At 62.0% G+C, this 17,978-nt stretch carries 16 protein-coding genes; 14 read left to right on the plus strand and 2 right to left on the minus strand.

What is annotated here, in order from left to right:
- Positions 1–13 precede the first annotated feature (13 nt).
- From G559_RS0108250 to G559_RS0108260, 3 genes are all read left to right on the plus strand, one after another.
- The gene (locus G559_RS0108250) at positions 14–508 is read left to right on the plus strand and encodes a peptidylprolyl isomerase (protein ID WP_028627769.1); all 495 of its coding nucleotides are present in this window, start codon (positions 14–16) and stop codon (positions 506–508) included.
- Complete coding sequence (gene lpxH / locus G559_RS0108255) at positions 505–1,227, plus strand: UDP-2,3-diacylglucosamine diphosphatase (protein WP_028627770.1); 723 nt, start codon at positions 505–507, stop codon at positions 1,225–1,227. Before G559_RS0108250 ends, lpxH begins: the two co-directional genes overlap by 4 nt.
- A gap of 102 nt (positions 1,228–1,329) precedes the next feature.
- Positions 1,330–2,670, plus strand: coding sequence for an SPFH domain-containing protein (locus G559_RS0108260; protein ID WP_028627771.1), 1,341 nt, complete (start codon positions 1,330–1,332; stop codon positions 2,668–2,670).
- Positions 2,671–2,718: 48 nt separating this feature from the next.
- Here G559_RS0108260 and miaE read toward each other — a convergent pair whose 3' ends face one another.
- A complete protein-coding gene (miaE, locus tag G559_RS0108265; RefSeq protein ID WP_028627772.1) occupies positions 2,719–3,321 on the minus strand; it encodes a tRNA-(ms[2]io[6]A)-hydroxylase in 603 nt (200 codons plus the stop codon).
- Positions 3,322–3,495: 174 nt separating this feature from the next.
- Between miaE and G559_RS0108275 the strand changes: the two genes are divergently transcribed.
- Positions 3,496–4,359 (plus strand): universal stress protein, encoded by an 864-nt coding sequence (locus G559_RS0108275; RefSeq protein ID WP_028627774.1) that lies wholly within the window; start codon positions 3,496–3,498, stop codon positions 4,357–4,359.
- A gap of 48 nt (positions 4,360–4,407) precedes the next feature.
- On the opposite strand, the gene G559_RS0108280 is transcribed toward G559_RS0108275, so the two are convergent.
- Positions 4,408–4,884: a DUF1289 domain-containing protein gene (locus G559_RS0108280; RefSeq protein ID WP_028627775.1), complete on the minus strand. Its 477-nt coding sequence runs from the start codon at positions 4,882–4,884 to the stop codon at positions 4,408–4,410.
- Positions 4,885–5,284: 400 nt separating this feature from the next.
- On the opposite strand from G559_RS0108280, the gene acnB reads away from it, so the two are divergent.
- From acnB to G559_RS0108330, 10 genes are all read left to right on the plus strand, one after another.
- Positions 5,285–7,894, plus strand: a complete 2,610-nt coding sequence (gene acnB, locus G559_RS0108285) for a bifunctional aconitate hydratase 2/2-methylisocitrate dehydratase (protein ID WP_028627776.1) — start codon at positions 5,285–5,287, stop codon at positions 7,892–7,894.
- A gap of 208 nt (positions 7,895–8,102) precedes the next feature.
- Positions 8,103–8,312, plus strand: a complete 210-nt coding sequence (locus G559_RS0108290; RefSeq protein WP_028627777.1) for a YgdI/YgdR family lipoprotein — start codon at positions 8,103–8,105, stop codon at positions 8,310–8,312.
- 188 nt (positions 8,313–8,500) lie between these two features.
- Complete coding sequence (locus G559_RS0108295) at positions 8,501–9,715, plus strand: CmpA/NrtA family ABC transporter substrate-binding protein (protein ID WP_028627778.1); 1,215 nt, start codon at positions 8,501–8,503, stop codon at positions 9,713–9,715.
- 21 nt (positions 9,716–9,736) lie between these two features.
- Entirely contained in the window at positions 9,737–10,315 is a 579-nt protein-coding gene (locus G559_RS0108300) for an ANTAR domain-containing response regulator (protein WP_028627779.1), read from the plus strand.
- Positions 10,316–10,523: 208 nt separating this feature from the next.
- The gene (gene alaC / locus G559_RS0108305) at positions 10,524–11,768 is read left to right on the plus strand and encodes an alanine transaminase (RefSeq protein ID WP_028627780.1); all 1,245 of its coding nucleotides are present in this window, start codon (positions 10,524–10,526) and stop codon (positions 11,766–11,768) included.
- 461 nt (positions 11,769–12,229) lie between these two features.
- Positions 12,230–12,889, plus strand: coding sequence for a hypothetical protein (locus G559_RS0108310; protein ID WP_028627781.1), 660 nt, complete (start codon positions 12,230–12,232; stop codon positions 12,887–12,889).
- Positions 12,890–13,128: 239 nt separating this feature from the next.
- Entirely contained in the window at positions 13,129–13,815 is a 687-nt protein-coding gene (locus G559_RS0108315) for a polysaccharide lyase family 7 protein (protein WP_028627782.1), read from the plus strand.
- An 80-nt stretch (positions 13,816–13,895) separates the two neighbouring features.
- The gene (locus G559_RS0108320) at positions 13,896–14,339 is read left to right on the plus strand and encodes a thioesterase family protein (RefSeq protein ID WP_028627783.1); all 444 of its coding nucleotides are present in this window, start codon (positions 13,896–13,898) and stop codon (positions 14,337–14,339) included.
- Positions 14,340–14,755: 416 nt separating this feature from the next.
- Positions 14,756–15,967, plus strand: a complete 1,212-nt coding sequence (locus tag G559_RS0108325; protein WP_028627784.1) for an MFS transporter — start codon at positions 14,756–14,758, stop codon at positions 15,965–15,967.
- A 92-nt stretch (positions 15,968–16,059) separates the two neighbouring features.
- On the plus strand, positions 16,060–17,730 hold the full coding sequence (locus G559_RS0108330; RefSeq protein ID WP_028627785.1) for a bifunctional protein-serine/threonine kinase/phosphatase: 1,671 nt from the start codon (positions 16,060–16,062) through the stop codon (positions 17,728–17,730).
- Positions 17,731–17,978 lie beyond the last annotated feature (248 nt).

Consider the following 17,978-nt stretch of genomic DNA (forward strand, 5'->3'; position numbering starts at 1 on the left):
AGCGAATAGCCAAATGATCAAGCTGCATACCAACCACGGCGTCATCACCCTGCAACTCTTTGAAGACAAAGCCCCGGATACCGTGGCCAACTTCAAGGAGTACGTGAAGGCCGGCCATTACGACGGCACCATCTTCCACCGCGTGATCGGCAACTTCATGATCCAGGGCGGTGGCTTCGAGCCGGGCATGAAGCAGAAGTCCACCCGTGCCCCGATCAAGAACGAGGCCAACAACGGCCTGTCCAACAAGGTCGGCACCGTCGCCATGGCCCGCACCATGGAGCCGCACTCGGCCTCCGCGCAGTTCTTCATCAACGTCGCCGACAACACCTTCCTGAACCACAGCGCGCCGACCGTTCAGGGTTGGGGATATGCCGTGTTCGGCGAAGTAGCCGAAGGCATGGACGTGGTGAACAAGATCAAAGCCGTGGCCACCACCATGAAGTCCGGCCACCAGGACGTTCCGGTTGATGACGTGATCATCGAGAAGGCCGAGATCGTCGAGTGATATTGCTGATCTCCGATCTGCATCTTGAAGAGGAACGCCCGGACATCACCCGGGCGTTTCTTTCTTTCCTGCAGACCCGCGCCCCGCGCGCTGAAGCCCTATACATACTCGGCGACTTCTTCGAAGCCTGGATCGGGGACGACGCCATGACTCCGTTCCAGCACTCCATCGCCCAGGCACTACGCACGCTGGCCGATGGTGGCACGCGCATCTTCCTGATGCATGGCAATCGCGACTTCATGATCGGCAACGGCTTCTGTCGCGAAGCAGGATGCACCTTGCTGCCAGACCCGAGCCTGGTGCAGATGAACGGCGAGCCGGTGCTGCTGATGCATGGCGACAGCCTGTGCACCCAGGACGAAGCCTACATGCGCTTGCGCCGGTGGCTGCGCAACCCCGCGACCCTGTTCATCCTGCGCCACCTGCCGCTGGCCACCCGCCACAAGCTCGCACGCAAGCTGCGCAAGGAAAGTCGGATGCAAACCCGCCAGAAAGCTGCGGAAATCACCGACGTCACCCCTGGAGAAATCCCGCGCATTCTTCGCCAGTACGGCGTCAGGACTCTGATCCACGGCCACACTCACCGCCCGGGTATCCACGAACTGGACCTTGACGGTCAATCCGCCCGACGCATCGTCCTGGGGGACTGGGACCGACAAGGCTGGGCGCTGCAGGTAGACGAGCAGGGATTCCTGCAAACCCCATTCAACCTCGTCTGACATTTCCTGCGAGATGTTCCTCGCAGGCCGACTCGCCGCCTCTTGACGAGGTGGCTATCGGCCAGCAGCATCGCCGCTCCGATTCAACGTCAAGGAGCGACCATGCCTCTTACCAAGGCACAACTCATCAAATACGCGGGCGGCCCCGTCGTCCTCGCCACCCTCGCCTTCGCCCTCTTCAACGGCATCTTCTTTTATAACGAGGCCGGCTTCTCCACTCACGTGCGAACCATCTTCGGCGAGGAAAAGGTAGTCGATGACGTCGGCTACGCCACCAAGTGGTTCGGCCGCGCGACGGCATGGAAGAAAGCACTGAGCGTGCAGTCGGTGTTGACCGAGGCACTCCAGAAAAGCCGCAATGACGACAGCGATAACGATTCCCTCGGCGCCACCATCGAAGCCTTCCCGATCGTCTTCCTCGGCAACGTCGACGCCAAGGTAGAGTCCTCCGCGCGCTTCCGCCTTCCCGGCGGCGACCAGTTCCTGAGAATTGCCCAGGAATACCGCAATCCCGAGAATTTCATCGGCACCGCACTGGTACCAGCCATCAAGGAAACCCTGCAAGCCACGGCGTCCTTGATGAGTGCCGACGACTTTTACGCGGGTGCGCGCAGCGAGTTCGCCGCCGAGTTCGAAAACCAGCTCAACGACGGCCTCTACCTGATCAAACGCAAGGAAGTCCGCGCCCCACGTGGCGCCATGCCTCACCAGACGGCCATCCTTCAGGCTGGCACCGAGCAAGGTGCCTTCGGCGACAACAGCGCCAGCCAGTTCGTCACCGAGAAGGTTACTGATACCAAAGGCATTCCCGTCCGCAAGCAACAGCAGTTCCGCAAGTACGGCGTTGAAGTGGTGGAAGCACGTATCACCAACGTCGACCCCAACCCGCAGTACAAGCAACGCATGGTCAAGGTGCAGCAGGCCCTCGCCGAACTCGCCGTGGCCCGGCAGAACCGCCTGAAGGAAGAGGAAGAGAAACTGCTGGTTACCGCGCGCGGCGAGAAGGAAGTCGAAGCCCGCCGCCAGGAAACCCTGCGCGACCAGATCGAGCGCACCACCCAGGCGGAAACCGAGAAGCAACTCGCGATCATCAACGCCGAAAGGGAAAAAGGCCGCGCCGAAATCGAGAAGCAGACTGCCGAACTACTGCGCGACAAGGCCTCCATCACCGCCGACGCCACCAAGATCACCGCCGACGCTGAAGCCTATGCCCGCGAAGCCGTCATCAAGGCGGACGGTGCACTGCAACCCAAGCTGGATGCACTGATTGCGATCAACAAGGTCTGGGCCGAAGCCGCCGCCCAGGCGCCGGTTCCCAGCGTCATGATGGCCGGCGGCCAGGCCTCCGCCAGCAGCCGACAGGACGAGATCGGCCAACTGATGGGCGTGCTCGCCACCAAAGCCGCCCGAGACCTCGCCCTGGACATGAAGGTCAAGGATTAGAACCCAACCGAACGAAAGCGCCCACCAGGGCGCTTTTTTGTAGGTCGGTCAGGCCGGCACGCCGCTGTGGAAGCGGAACTCCACGTCCGTCGACTCGATCAGCTCCCGCTCCGCCGCCCTCACTTTCTGGATGGTGCGATCAACGTCCTGAGTCTCGCCGTACTGGTAGGCCAGCTTCAGATAGCCTTGGTAGTGACGGGATTCGCTCTTCAGCAAGCCACCATAGAACTTGCCCAGCTCCTCATCCAGATGCGGCACCAAGGCTTCGAAACGCTCGCAGGACCGAGCCTCAATGAAAGCGCCCACCACCAACGTATCCGCCAGCTTCTGAGGCTCATGACTGCGCACCAGCTTGCGTAGTCCAGAGGCGTAGCGCGACGCAGACACGGGTATGAGGTCGATCCTGCGCCGTTTCATAATGCGCAGCACCTGCTCGTGGTGTACCAGTTCCTCGCGAGCCAGTCGCGACATGAAGTTGATCAGATCCAGATGAGTGGAGTACTTGGCCATCAGCGCCATGGCAGTGGACGCCGCCTTGAACTCGTTGTTCTTGTGGTCGATCAGCAGGGTTTCCTGATCGGCCAGTGCAGCCGTTACCCAGGCAGCAGGGGTAGGGCAGCCAAGAAATTCATGGATCTCAGGCAAGTTCACAGGTAGCTCTCATCATGCTGGGCGCCACGCTGGCCGGGCTCCCGAAGGCGGAGCATTATACGAATGCAGGACGCGACGACCAGCCCGACACACTTGATATATGTCAAGAACGCAAAAGCCGAATCCGGACTACATTTGATTTGGCTATAAGCCATCGACAGGGAGATGAGGACCATGCAAGCCATTCGCAGCATTCTGGTGGTATTGGAACCGGACCGGCCGGAGGGCCTTGCCCTGAAAAGGGCAAAACTGATCGCGGGGGTGACTCAATCTCACCTGCACCTCTTGATCTGCGACCGCAAGGGCGACCATACCGACTACCTCAGCGATCTGGCCGATTCGCTCAAGGCCGAGGGCTATAGCGTCAGCACCCAGCAGAGCTGGCTTGATAGTCAGCACCAGACCATCATCGCGTCCCAGCAGGCCGAGGGCTGTGGCCTGGTGATCAAACAGCATGTGCCGGACAATCCGCTGAAGAAGGCCCTGCTCACTCCGGATGACTGGAAGCTCCTGCGCTACTGCCCAGGCCCCGTGCTGATGGTAAAGACTGACAAACCCTGGACCAACGGCAATATTCTCGCCGCGGTCGACGTGGGCAATAGCGACGGCGAGCACCGCACGCTGCACGCCACCATCGTTAGCCATGGCTACGACATCGCCGGACTCGCCCACGGCACCCTGCACGTGATCAGCGCCCACCCCTCTCCCATGCTCTCCGCAGCGGACCCAACGTTCCAGCTCAAGGAAACCATTGAAGCCCGCTATCGCGACGAATGTCGCGTTTTCCAGGCCGAGTACGACGTCAGCGACGAACGGTTGCATATCGAGGAAGGTCCGGCAGATGTACTCATCCCCCATGTCGCTCACAAACTGGAAGCAGTGGTCACGGTGATCGGCACCGTAGCCCGCTCCGGCCTTTCCGGTGCGCTGATTGGCAATACCGCTGAGGTGGTGCTGGATGCCCTGGAGAGCGATGTGCTGGTGCTCAAGCCCGAGGCCATCATCGCCCACCTGGAAGAGCTGGTCGCCCAGCGCTGACTCCCCCTGAACGAAAGAAGCCGCCTGATGGCGGCTTCTTTCGTGACGTCAGACGCGAATCTCGACACCTTCGCGCAGGAAGCGCGGCGCGATGTAACGCTCGTAGTGAGCTTCGGACAGCAGGAAGAATTCCCGATCGATGGCTTCCCGCACGTCCGGCAAGGCCCAGTCGCGAAACTCGGGGAGAAGCGCGACCCCATAGGCATCCAGGCGACTGATCATGCGTGAAGCCCGCGCGATCAACTGATACGCCCAGCAGTAATGGGACTGCTCGGGTACGAATCGCACCTGGTGCTGCTCCAGCTGATGACGCAGTCGCGCTGGATCGAATACCTCCAGCTTGGCCGCCATCACCTGCACCAAAAGAATTTCCAGGCGCCGCCACACCGCTCGCTTCTCGTCTTCGTTGTACAGGTTCCAGTTCACCACTTCATGGTGGAAACGCTTGCAGCCCCGGCAGACATGGTCGCCATAGACAGTGGAACAGAGGCCGACGCAAGGCGTCTTGATGCGCTGGTTGGACATGGTGAAGGAGGATTCGGCAGGTGAAACAGGCCAGCCATCTTAGCCCTTTGTCTAATCAGGGTCACCCTCAGTGAATTCGGGATTTCGTCTTAACTTTGCCGAGCCTTTCCTTTAGAATCAGCCCGCCATTTAAGGCGCCGATATCCGTTGGAAGCTGTTTTCAAAGCGTCACGAGCACAGTTCATCCGGCAGGAAATAATGGCGCCGGGCATCCCGCCAGGGATGTCCGCCGCCAGCCCTCATCAGGTCTTCCTTCCGGCGTAAAACTTTGAAAACAGCTTCTCGATGGAGGCCGCCGAAACCTTGGCCAGACAGCCCAAAAAGCTGTGCGGCGCATGCGTTCGGCGGATTCCTGGATGAGCGCCCTGGACATTCCAGGGCCACTGATGAGGGTAAAACTGTGCTTGAAGCCTATCGCAAACACGTAGAAGAGCGTGCCGCCCAGGGCGTTGTGCCCCAGCCGCTGAACGCCGAACAAACCGCAGGCCTGGTCGAACTGCTGAAGAACCCGCCGGCCGGCGAAGAGGCCTTCCTCCTCGACCTGATTACCAACCGTGTTCCGCCGGGCGTCGACGAAGCCGCCTACGTCAAAGCCGGTTTCCTCTCCGCTGTCGCCAAAGGCGAAGCCACCTCGCCGCTGATCAGCAAGGCCCGCGCGACCGAACTGCTGGGCACCATGCAGGGCGGCTACAACATCGCCACCCTGGTCGAGCTGCTGGACAGCGCCGAACTGGCCACCACTGCTGCCGAACAGCTCAAGCACACCCTGCTGATGTTCGATGCCTTCCACGACGTCGCCGAGCGTGCCAAGAAAGGCAACGCCTCCGCGCAAGCCGTGCTCAAGTCCTGGGCCGATGGCGAGTGGTTCGTCAACAAGCCTGCCGTACCGGAAAAAGTCACCCTGACCGTGTTCAAGGTCCCTGGTGAAACCAACACCGACGACCTGTCTCCGGCGCCTGACGCCTGGTCCCGCCCCGACATCCCGCTGCACGCCCTGGCCATGCTGAAAATGGCCCGCGAGGGCATCGAGCCGATCCAGCCGGGTTCCGTTGGTCCGCTGAATCAGATCGAAGCAGTCAAGGCCAAGGGCTTCCCGGTTGCCTACGTCGGTGACGTGGTCGGGACCGGTTCTTCCCGCAAGTCCGCCACCAACTCGGTGCTGTGGTTCTTCGGCGACGACATTCCGTACGTTCCGAACAAGCGCGCTGGTGGCTTCTGCTTCGGCACCAAGATCGCCCCGATCTTCTACAACACCATGGAAGACGCCGGCGCCCTGCCGATCGAATTCGACTGCACCAACCTGGCCATGGGCGACGTCATCGACGTGTACCCGTATGAAGGCAAGGTCGTTCGCCACGACAGCGGCGAAGTGGTCACCACCTTCGAACTGAAAACCCCGGTCCTGCTGGACGAAGTCCGCGCCGGCGGCCGTATCCCGCTGATTATTGGCCGCGGCCTGACCGAGAAGGCCCGTGCCGAACTCGGCCTGGGTGCTTCCGACCTGTTCAAGAAGCCGGAGTCCCCGGCTGACAGCGGCAAAGGCTTCACCCTGGCGCAGAAGATGGTTGGCCGCGCCTGCGGTCTGGCAGAAGGCCAGGGCGTACGTCCGGGCACTTACTGCGAACCGAAGATGACCACCGTCGGCTCCCAGGACACCACCGGCCCGATGACCCGCGACGAGCTGAAAGACCTCGCCTGCCTCGGCTTCTCCGCCGACCTGGTAATGCAGTCCTTCTGCCACACCGCCGCCTATCCGAAACCCATCGACGTCAACACCCATCACACCCTGCCGGACTTCATCAAGACCCGCGGCGGCGTGTCCCTGCGTCCGGGCGACGGCATCATCCACAGCTGGCTGAACCGCATGCTGCTGCCTGACACCGTCGGCACGGGTGGCGACTCCCACACCCGTTTCCCGATCGGCATCTCCTTCCCGGCCGGTTCCGGCCTGGTCGCCTTTGCCGCCGCCACCGGCGTAATGCCGCTGGACATGCCGGAATCGGTACTGGTGCGCTTCAAGGGCAAGATGCAGCCCGGTATCACCCTGCGTGACCTGGTGCATGCCATCCCCTACTACGCCATCCAGTCCGGTCTGCTGACTGTCGAGAAGAAGGGCAAGAAGAACATCTTCTCCGGCCGCATCCTCGAGATCGAAGGCCTGAACGAGCTGACCGTCGAGCAAGCCTTCGAGCTGTCCGACGCCTCCGCCGAGCGTTCTGCTGCCGGTTGCACCATCAAACTGCCGGAAGAGGCCATCGCCGAGTACCTGCGCTCCAACATCACCCTGCTGCGCTGGATGATCGGCGAAGGCTACGGCGACGCCCGCACCCTGGAACGTCGTGCCCAGGCGATGGAAGCCTGGCTGGCCAAGCCGAACCTGCTGGAAGCCGACAAGGACGCCGAATACGCTGCCGTGATCGAGATCGACCTGGCCGACGTCAAAGAGCCTGTGCTCTGCGCGCCGAACGACCCGGACGATGCCCGCCTGCTGTCCACCGTGGCCGGCGACAAGATCGACGAAGTGTTCATCGGTTCCTGCATGACCAACATCGGTCACTTCCGCGCTGCCGGTAAGCTGCTGGACAAGGTCAAGGGCGGTATCCCGACCCGCCTGTGGCTGGCCCCGCCGACCAAGATGGACCAGCACCAGCTGACCGAAGAAGGCTACTACGGCATTTACGGCAAGGCTGGCGCGCGCATGGAAATGCCGGGCTGCTCGCTGTGCATGGGTAACCAGGCTCGCGTACAGACCGGTGCCACCGTGGTCTCCACCTCCACCCGTAACTTCCCGAACCGCCTGGGCGACGCCACCAACGTCTACCTGGCCTCCGCCGAGCTGGCGGCTGTTGCCTCGATCCTGGGCAAACTGCCGACCGTCGAGGAGTACATGGAATATGCGAAGAATATCGACAGCATGGCTGCCGATATCTACCGCTACCTGTCCTTCGACCAGATCGCCGAGTACAAGGAAGCCGCTGCAAACGCCAAGATCCCGGTGGTCCAGGCCTAAGCCTGCATCGGTATCCCGGTAACGAAGAAGCCCCGCCCCGTGCGGGGCTTTTTCTTTGCGCCGTCAGGCGACCGCACATCGATCGGAGCCGCACCGAACGACTCCGCCAGGCCACACACTTTCGACAGAAGGGCGCCCTCTCTGCCTTGCAGCTGCTCCGTCAGCAGCTATGTTCCAGTTATCAGTTGCCACGATGGGGAGCGTCGTCATGAAACTCTGGAACCTGATCCTCTTCTGCGCCCTTGGCTTGGTTGGCTGCTCCAGCGAGTACCTCATCGCCACGACCGATGGCCAGATCATCACGACCCACGAGAAACCCGAACTGGACAGTGACACCGGCATGCTCGAATTCGAGGATGACGAAGGCCGCAGCCAACAAATCCCGCAAGCGCAGGTGAAACAGATCATCGAACGCTGAGGCGGCCCCGAGTTCGATCCACTACCCCGCTCCTGCGAGGGTTTCTTCCCCCTCTGGCATATCGCTTGCTTGCTCAGCATCAACAATACTCACTCCAACGGCGGAGCGGGTTGATGACAATGGCGTCGATTCCGGCCGGCCCCGGCTGCTCCGGATCGGCGCCATTTTGCTGATAGGTGGCAACCAAGATGACGGACAAGCAGAACACCACGCGCGCAGACAATCTGGCCTGGGTCACGGGCAGCGACGCGCCAGAGAAGTGCATGCTCAACCTGGGCTTCATGCCCCTGACCGACTCGGCCTCCCTCATAGTCGCCGCCACCCAGGGCTTCGCCCAGCCATACGGCCTCACCCTTAACCTCCAGCGCCAATCGTCCTGGGCCACGCTGCGCGACAAGCTGCTCTCCGGCGAACTGGACGCCGCGCAAGCACTCTACGGACAAATCTACGGGATAGAGCTGGGCATTGGCGGCCCCTGCGCCGAAATGGCCATCCTCATGGGCCTGTGCCAGAACGGCCAGGCCATCAACCTCTCCGAACCACTCAAGCGCATCGGCGTGACCAGTTCCGAGGCACTGATCCGCCACGTGCTCCATGGTGGTGCACGCCTGACCTTCGCCCAGACGTTCCCTACCGGCACCCACGCCATGTGGCTGAACTATTGGCTGGCCGCCCAGGGCATCCATCCGTTGCGGGATGTCGATACGGTCGTTGTACCGCCCTCGCAGATGGTCGCTCACCTCAAGGCGGCTCGCATCGACGGCTTCTGCGCTGGTGGCCCCTGGGGCGCATTGGCGGTGGACCAGGGCCAGGGGTTCACCTTGGCCACCAGCCAGATGATCTGGCCGGACCATCCGGAAAAGGTCCTCGGCGTCACCCGCGAGTTCGCCGAGCAATACCCCAACACTACCCGAGCCCTGACCATGGCCGTCCTTGAAGCGAGCCGCTTCATCGACGCCAGCCTCGAGAACCGGAGCAGCACCGCCCAGTTGATCAGCGGCAGCGACTACGTAGACGTCCCGTTGTCGGCCGTTGAGCCGCGCTTCCTTGGCCACTACGAGGATGGATTGGGCAACGCCTGGGAGGACGATCACCCGCTGCGCTTCTTCGAGGGCGGCCAGGTGAACATGCCCTACCTCTCTGACGGTATCTGGTTCATGACCCAGTTCCGCCGCTGGGGCCTGTTGCGGGACGACCCCGACTATCTCGCCATCGCCCAGCGCGTCCAGCGGCTGGATCGCTACCGCGAAGCCGCCGAAGCCCTCGGTATCCCCGTTCCCGCCCCGATGCGCAGCGCCACACTGATTGACGGTCGTACCTGGGACGGCAATGACCCCGCTGGCTACGCCCGCAGCTTCCCCATCCACTCCCTGGCCGGCAATGCCCGCGCCATTGCCCTGTAGCCGTTAGGGAAGACCGCCGCCATGCTGCGCATCCTGCTGATCAACGACACCGCCAAGAAAGTCGGCCGCCTCAAGGCCGCCCTGGTGGAAGCCGGCTTCGAGGTCATCGACGAATCCGGTCTGACCATCGACCTGCCGGCCCGAGTCGAAGCCATTCGCCCGGACGTGGTCCTGATCGACACCGAATCCCCGGGCCGAGACGTGATGGAACAGGTTGTGATGGTCACCCGTGACCAGCCCCGCCCCATCGTCATGTTCACCGACGAGCACGACCCCAAGGTCATGCGCCAGGCCATCCAGGCCGGCGTCAGCGCCTACATTGTCGAAGGCATCCAGACCGACCGCCTGCAACCGATCCTCGACGTCGCCATGGCCCGCTTCGAGAGCGACCAAGCCCTGCGCGCCCAGCTCACCGTGCGCGATCAGCAGTTGGCCGAGCGCAAGCGCATCGAACTGGCCAAAGGGCTGCTCATGAAGATGAAAAACTGCAACGAGGAAGACGCCTATACCCTGATGCGGCGTCAGGCCATGAGTCGCCAGCAGAAGCTGATCCAGGTCGCCGAACAGATCATCGCCATGCACGACATGCTCGGAAACTGAAGCCCGGCCCCAGTCCTTCTTGCAAGCGTGGGCTCCGCTCGGGGAAGCGCAGCCCTCCCGCCCGACGGGGTGCCATCAGGCGTATCCGCGGGCGCAGGCGAAACAGCCCTCGACAAGGACACGGCGAAGCCCTTATCTTCGCCGCCAGGCCACCACAGTGGCCGACGTCGCTCGGACGGTTCCGGGCGCTTACGTATCCGAGGAAAGCATGGCTGACCAGCGTTCACCGCGCCGTTTTGCGCGCATCGATCGTCTCCCCCCCTACGTCTTCAACATCACCGCCGAACTCAAGATGGCAGCACGCCGTCGCGGTGAGGACATCATCGACCTCTCCATGGGCAACCCCGACGGCGCCACTCCGCCGCATATCGTGGAAAAGCTCGTGCAGGTCGCCCAGCGTGAAGACACCCACGGATACTCCACTTCCCGCGGTATTCCCCGCCTGCGCCGAGCCATCTCGCGCTGGTACAAGGACCGTTACGACGTGGAGATCGATCCAGAGTCCGAAGCCATCGTGACTATCGGTTCCAAGGAAGGCCTGGCGCACCTGATGCTCGCCACCCTGGACCATGGCGACACGGTACTGGTCCCTAACCCCAGCTATCCGATCCACATCTATGGCGCGGTAATCGCCGGCGCGCAGGTGCGCTCGGTGCCCCTGGTACCCGGCGTGGACTTCTTCGCCGAACTGGAACGGGCGATTCGCGAGAGCATCCCGAAGCCGAAGATGATGATCATCGGTTTCCCCTCCAACCCCACCGCCCAGTGCGTGGAACTGGACTTCTTCGAGCGCGTGGTTGCCCTGGCCAAGCAGTACGACGTGCTGGTCGTGCACGACCTGGCCTACGCCGACATCGTCTACGACGGCTGGAAGGCGCCCTCCATCATGCAGGTCCCCGGCGCCAAGGACATCGCGGTGGAGTTCTTCACCCTGTCCAAGAGCTACAACATGGCGGGCTGGCGTATCGGCTTCATGGTCGGCAACCAGGAACTCGTCAGCGCCCTGGCACGAATCAAGAGCTACCACGACTACGGCACTTTCACCCCGCTGCAAGTCGCCGCCATTGCCGCTCTGGAAGGCGACCAGCAGTGCGTGCGCGATATCGCCGAGCAATACCGCCAGCGCCGTAACGTCCTGGTGAAGGGCCTCCACGAAATAGGCTGGATGGTGGAAAACCCCAAGGCATCGATGTACGTCTGGGCCAAGATTCCCGAGCCTTATGCCGCCATGGGTTCCCTGGAGTTCTCCAAGAAGCTACTGGCCGAAGCCAAGGTCTGCGTATCGCCCGGCCTGGGCTTTGGCGACTACGGTGACGATCACGTACGCTTCGCCCTGATCGAGAACCAGGACCGAATTCGCCAAGCCGTTCGCGGCATCAAGGGCATGTTCCGTGCCGACGGAATTCTTGAGCCGTCGACAGCGCCCAAACCCCGGAAGTCCGGCAAGGCCTGACGCCCGATTACGTCCCCTGGTCACAGGGGACACACTCTCCGCTGAACTTTCCCGAAACCTGCGCCCGGCAAGGTTTCCTCGCCTTTTCAAGCGCTTGAAGCCCCCTCCCACGCACAACCGCTCGTCGGCTTTCAGATCGTTTTTTGAACAAAATCAAGGGTTCACCACTCTGATGATAGCCTGAGTACATCGCGTCACTTTTGAGCCATGGTCGGTGGATGGCGCGCATGTCTTATTCCCCTTGAGTCCGGAGCGATTCCAAATGCACAAGTTCATGTGCACGAGGTTTCTGTGTCTCAAAAAAGGAGGAGTGCGTATGAAGACATGAAATATACATAGAGATGTAGAGCAACCTGACCACCACTCAAAGTCCAAAGAGACCAAAGAGTAAGAAAACAACATATATCGGTGCCCTTACTGCATCAGCACACCAACTTACTTTGTAAAACAAGAGGTAAACCATGGAGCTGTACCATCTCATTACTTCCCTGTTCAAACAGGAAGCAACCATGGAACTAATGCGCATGGGTGTTGTTTATGCCCACTTGATCGCTTGCTGCGTGGCAATCGGCCTGGTCCTGACCAGCGACTATGCCATGATCAAGCAGATGATCACTGGCAAAGACGACGCTATCCATAGCGACAAAACCCATCTTGATACTCTGAAGAAAACTGTACTGCTTGCACTTGCGGCACTCTGGGTAACAGGGATAGGTATCGTACTGCTGGACTACTCTGTCAAAGGCGCGGTGTATTTCCTCAACCCCAAACTCCAGGCGAAAATCCTGGTCGTGGCACTGTTAACCGTAAACGGTTTCCTGCTTCACAGCGCTGTACTGCCTGCCATCAAAAAAGCCGGCACGCTGGTCAAGATGGAAACCAACGCCCGTACCCTCGCGGTGTTCGCGGGTGTCGTCTCCGGAGTCTCCTGGTTCTATGGAGCCATGCTGGGCATCGCTCGTCCGCTTAGCTGGAAATACTCCCTTGGCGAAATCATGTTCGCTTACCCGCTGTTCATCTGCCTTGGCTTCGTCGCGATGACGCTGCTGGTGAAGTGGGCAAGCAACAGAGCTGAAAATCTCACTCCTTCTCGAGTGAATCCCGCACTCGCCTCGATGTAAGAGATGACTGGGCAGGGATGCCCAGTTTCAGCTCAAGGCCTCATCGAATTGTTTGCCCATTAACTTCATCACCCACTTTCAATCGATACAACACCTCCTGCGAACACCCTCTCCTGCCTCTTCGTCACGAATAGGCACCAAAGTCCAAACTCCCCCCTCATTCAAGCTGGCCCGGAACTTTTTCACCCTCTGCATGTACGAACTGCTGCCCCCTAGGTATTCAGCAGTAAGGACATCCAGTGATCGACCTAAGCACCTGGAACCTCACGGTCCCAGCCACCAGCTCCAATACCCTCATCACCACCGATCGCCTTAACAATGGCTACGAAAGCCAATACTTTCGGCGAAATGCTGACGGTAGTATCAGCTTCTGGGTACCCGTGAATGGGTCTCGCACCGAAGATGCCAAATACCCCCGAACCGAACTACGGGAAACCCAGGCTGATGGCACCCTCAGTTACTGGTACCACGCCAGCGCCGATAACTACCTCAGCGCGGTGCTCTCGGTAGAGCAGGTACCCAGCCAGAACAAGATCATCATCGGCCAGATCCACAGCAAGGACGAACCCGGCAGCGAGAACGACCCCCTACTCAAGATTCAGTACCACTACTTGCGCGGCAACGGCCGGGTCGAGGCGCTGCTTCGCAAGCGCCCGGGCGACAAGGAGGTGGAGAACATCCTGCTTGCCGAGAACGTCGACCTGGGCGAGCGCTTTGGCTACGACCTGCGCATCACGCCTACCGGCAAACTGGGTATCACCGTCACCAGCAACGGCGATGATGGCAACCTCTATCGCAAACTGAGTGGCTACTGGGGGGCCCAGCAGCTCTACTTCAAGGCCGGCGCCTATATCCAGGACAACTACGGAGCCGACAACGAAGGGGGCCGCGTCATCTTCTACTGGTTGAACGGCCTGCACCGCTGACATTCAGCCCCGAAATGCCGGGCTATCCGATCATGCAGGCGTAGAATCGGCGCTTTGCCGCTTCTACGCCCGAGATTCCCATGGCCCGCCTATCCCTGAACTTCCCGGAAGACCAGTACTGCTACTCCACCCACCTGACGGTGCGCGTCACCGATATCAACGGGGCAAACCACTTGGGCAACGACTCGATGATCTCGATGATCTCGGAAGCCCGCGCGCGATTCCTGTTCGAGTTCGGCGTCAGCGAGACTGCCGAAGACGGTACCGGGATTATCGTCACCGACCTGGCCACCACCTACCGGGCCGAAGCCCACGCCCGCGATCAGTTGTTGTTCGAGGTGGGTGTCATGGACTTCAACAAGTACGGTGGCGACATCACCTTCCGCATCACCCGCCCGGTCGATGGCCGACTGGTCGCCATGGCCAAGTCCGGCTTCGTCTTCTTCAACTACCGGGCGTCTTGCGTGGTCGCGATGCCTGACGGTTTCCGCAACACCTTTCCCAAGGTGAACTGGCTGGAGTGAGGCCGAGTGGCCTCAACTCGGTGCATCCCTCCTCCCCATGCCCCTTTTTGAATCAGGCCAGGTTTCCGTCAGAAACCCGCTAACCGCTCTGGAATAGGTATTCCAAAGATTGGCCCGGCTCTTGCTCTGCATCTGGCAGAGGTAGCCAACGGCGGTTGCCCATCACACGACAAAGGCGTCGCGTCACTCCGCAGCAATGCGGGCAGTGGTGCGACGCCTTTTTCGTTCCGGCCCCAGCGATGGGGCGGTGGACGGGCCGCGATCCGGACGTTCGCTTGCAGCTCACTCACTCCCGCTGCGGCTTGTGCCGCAGGACGAAGCGCCACAAGCGCGACGTTTTACCGGGAGGTGCGACCGCCGTGCCCACGATCACGACAGGCGCGCCTCCCGGCCCCTAACTGCAGATGAGGTGTTCGATGACAACGAGTTTCTGGAAAGCCGGCCACACGCCCACCCTGCTCTCCGCCTTTCTCTACTTCGACCTGAGTTTCATGGTCTGGTACGTGCTTGGCCCGCTGGGCGTGCAGATCGCCACCGATCTCCAACTCACCACCCAGCAGCGCGCCATGATGGTCGCGACCCCCATCCTGGCTGGCGCGGTATTGCGTTTCCTGATGGGCATGCTGGCTGACCGCACCTCGCCCAAGACCGCTGGCCTGATCGGTCAGGTGGTGGTGATCATCGCGCTGTTCGTTGCCTGGCAGGTGGGTGTCCGCACCTATGAGCAGGCGCTGCTCCTCGGCCTCTTCCTTGGATTCGCCGGTGCATCCTTCGCCGTGGCGCTGCCGCTGGCCTCCCAGTGGTATCCGCCGCAGCACCAGGGCAAGGCCATGGGTATTGCCGGTGCCGGCAACTCCGGCACCGTGCTGGCCGCTCTTTTCGCACCGGGCCTGGCCGCCCTCTACGGCTGGAACAACGTATTCGGCCTGGCGCTGATCCCTCTGGTACTGACCCTGGCAATCTTCTCCTTCGCGGCTCGCAACGCACCCAACCGTCCGGCTCCCAAGGCGCTTGGTGATTACCTCAAAGCCCTGGGCGACCGAGACAGTTGGTGGTTCATGCTCTTCTACAGCGTGACCTTCGGCGGCTTCCTCGGCCTGGCCAGCACCCTGCCCGGCTACTTCCACGACCAGTACGGCCTGGCCCCGGTGACCGCCGGCTACTACACCGCCGCCTGCGTGTTCGCCGGGAGCCTGATGCGCCCGCTGGGCGGCGCCTTCGCCGACCGCATCGGCGGCATCCGGACCCTGCTGGTGGTCTACACGGTAGCCTCCATATGCATTGCCGCCGTGGGTTTCCACATCGCAAGCTCCACCGTCGCACTCGCCCTCTTCGTAGTCGCCATGCTCAGCCTCGGTGCCGGCAATGGCGCGGTATTCCAACTCGTACCCCAGCGCTTCCACAAGGAAATCGGCGTGATGACCGGCCTGATCGGTATGGCCGGCGGGATTGGTGGTTTCTGCCTCACCGCAGGCCTGGGTGCCATCAAGCAGACCACCGGCGACTACCAGCTTGGCCTGTGGCTGTTTGCCAGTCTGGGCGTAGTGGCGTGGTTCGGCCTCTACGGCGTCAAGCAGCGCTGGCGCACCACCTGGGGTTCGGCCGCCGTCACCGCTGCCCGCGTCTGAGCTGATGCCCACTTCGGCGCCAAAAGCGGCGCCGAACCCGACCCGACAAGGAGCGCCTCGCGCTCCTTTCGCCATACAGGACGCCCATCCAGATGACCCTGCAACTCAGCTTCGGTGAGGCCAGTGCCACCGGTCCGCGCACGGAGAACCAGGACGCCCTGCGGGTAGTCACGCCAGCGCCTGCCCTGGCCGCCAGCAAGGGCTACCTATTCGCCCTGGCTGATGGGGTCAGCCAATGCGCCGACGGCGGCCTGGCCGCTCGCGCCACATTGCAGGCCCTGGCGCTGGACTATTACTCCACCCCGGAAACCTGGGCCGTGGCCCAATCCCTGGACCGGTTGCTGGTGGCCCATAACCGCTGGCTCCAGGCCAACGGCGGCGGCCAGCCATTGCTCACCACACTGACTGCCATGGTGTTACGCGGACGCCGTTTCACCCTGGCCCACGTGGGGGACTGTCGCGCCTATCGCTGGGACGGCCAGCAGTTGCTTCGCCTCAGCGAGGACCATGTCTGGGAACAGCCCGGCATGCAGCACGTGCTCAAGCGCGCGCTCGGCCTGGATCAGCACCTGGTGGTGGACTACCTGGACGGTGAGCTGGCGGAACGCGAGGGATTCGTGCTGGTCAGCGATGGCGTCTGGGCCGTACTCGGCGACCAGGGTATCCAGCGCATTCTCCAAGATGAGCAGGACCTCCCCGCTGCCGCCCAGGCGCTGGTCAGCGCCGCGCACCTGGCGGGCGGCCAGGACAACGCCAGCGCGTTGCTGATTCGCGTGGAAAACCTGCCGCAGGCGGGACTGGCCGATACATTGGCGCAGCTGGATCACTGGCCGTTGCCGCCCCGCCTGCTGGATGGGCAGGACTTCGAGGGCTGGCAGGTCGATCGCCTGATCGCCGAATCCCGCCAGTCCATGGTCTATCGGGTGCGCGACGGCCAGGAACGGCGCTGGTTGCTGAAAACCCTGCCTACCTGCCGCCACGACGAGCCTGGAGCCGCCCCGGCGCTGATGCTGGAGGAGTGGTTCCTGCGCCGCGTCGCCGGGCGCCACTTTCCCGAAGCGCATCCCCTACCCCAGCGCCAGCACCTGTACTACGTGCAGCGCGAGTATGCAGGACAGACCCTGGCCGAACATCAGCGGCTTAGCGGCACGATGGCGCTGCCGGAATGGCTGGATATTGCCCCGCGCCTGCTCAAGGCCCTGGGACAGCTGCACCGGCGCAACATCCTGCACAGAGACATCAAGCCAGAGAACCTGCTCTGGGGAGATGACGGTGAGCTGCGCCTGCTGGATTTCGGCCTGGCCTATTGCCCCGGACTGTCCCAAGACCAGGCCCACAGCCTGCCCGGTACGCCCAGCTACATCGCCCCGGAAGCCTTCGCCGGAGCACCGCCGTCCCCCCGACAGGATCTGTACGCCGCGGGAGTCACTCTGTATCACCTGCTAACCGGTCACTATCCCTATGGTGAAGTCGAAGCCTTCCAGCATCCGCGCTTTGGCACGCCCACTCCGGCCAGCCGCTATCGGCCTGACCTGCCCACCTGGCTGGACGAATGTCTGGCTCGTGCCATCGTCGCCGACCCCGCCGGACGCTACGAAACGATGGAGGAATGGCTGCTGGCCCTGGAGCAAGGCGAGCGCCGAGCCCTGGCCGCCAAACCCAGGCCGTTGCTGGAGCGCGAGCCGCTGAAGGTTTGGCGCGGGTTGGCCCTCGCATCCCTGCTGCTCAACCTCGTACTGCTGATCGCCCTGCTGCAAGGCTGACGCACCAGATCGGGGCAATGCGCCCCAGGCAAGTGCGAGACGACCCACAAGTCATTGCGCAAGACCGCGAAGTACAAGGCCTCCGAGGGTTGGCACGGCGCCTGCATCATCCGCTTCGACAATCTACAAAAAGCGCCCGCCTCAACGACGAGACGGCACTTTCCCGATCGAACGGGACTTGGACAAAGGCGTCCTGCTGGAAACAGCGGGACGCCTTTTTTGTTTGTTCGACGTTTATGCAGGAGTGT

The organism is Metapseudomonas resinovorans DSM 21078 (genome assembly GCF_000423545.1).
Taxonomy (GTDB): domain Bacteria; phylum Pseudomonadota; class Gammaproteobacteria; order Pseudomonadales; family Pseudomonadaceae; genus Metapseudomonas; species Metapseudomonas resinovorans.

What these genes read in the sequence shown, in the direction of transcription:
- G559_RS0108260 (WP_028627771.1), top strand. Translation starts at nt 1,330, where the DNA reads ATGCCTCTTACCAAGGCACAACTCATCAAATACGCGGGCGGCCCCGTC.
- G559_RS0108250 (WP_028627769.1), top strand. Translation starts at nt 14, where the DNA reads ATGATCAAGCTGCATACCAACCACGGCGTCATCACCCTGCAACTCTTT.
- G559_RS0108290 (WP_028627777.1), top strand. Translation starts at nt 8,103, where the DNA reads ATGAAACTCTGGAACCTGATCCTCTTCTGCGCCCTTGGCTTGGTTGGC.
- alaC (WP_028627780.1), top strand. Translation starts at nt 10,524, where the DNA reads ATGGCTGACCAGCGTTCACCGCGCCGTTTTGCGCGCATCGATCGTCTC.
- G559_RS0108325 (WP_028627784.1), top strand. Translation starts at nt 14,756, where the DNA reads ATGACAACGAGTTTCTGGAAAGCCGGCCACACGCCCACCCTGCTCTCC.
- G559_RS0108320 (WP_028627783.1), top strand. Translation starts at nt 13,896, where the DNA reads ATGGCCCGCCTATCCCTGAACTTCCCGGAAGACCAGTACTGCTACTCC.
- G559_RS0108275 (WP_028627774.1), top strand. Translation starts at nt 3,496, where the DNA reads ATGCAAGCCATTCGCAGCATTCTGGTGGTATTGGAACCGGACCGGCCG.
- G559_RS0108300 (WP_028627779.1), top strand. Translation starts at nt 9,737, where the DNA reads ATGCTGCGCATCCTGCTGATCAACGACACCGCCAAGAAAGTCGGCCGC.
- G559_RS0108310 (WP_028627781.1), top strand. Translation starts at nt 12,230, where the DNA reads ATGGAGCTGTACCATCTCATTACTTCCCTGTTCAAACAGGAAGCAACC.
- G559_RS0108280 (WP_028627775.1), bottom strand. Translation starts at nt 4,884, where the DNA reads ATGTCCAACCAGCGCATCAAGACGCCTTGCGTCGGCCTCTGTTCCACT.
- G559_RS0108295 (WP_028627778.1), top strand. Translation starts at nt 8,501, where the DNA reads ATGACGGACAAGCAGAACACCACGCGCGCAGACAATCTGGCCTGGGTC.
- G559_RS0108330 (WP_028627785.1), top strand. Translation starts at nt 16,060, where the DNA reads ATGACCCTGCAACTCAGCTTCGGTGAGGCCAGTGCCACCGGTCCGCGC.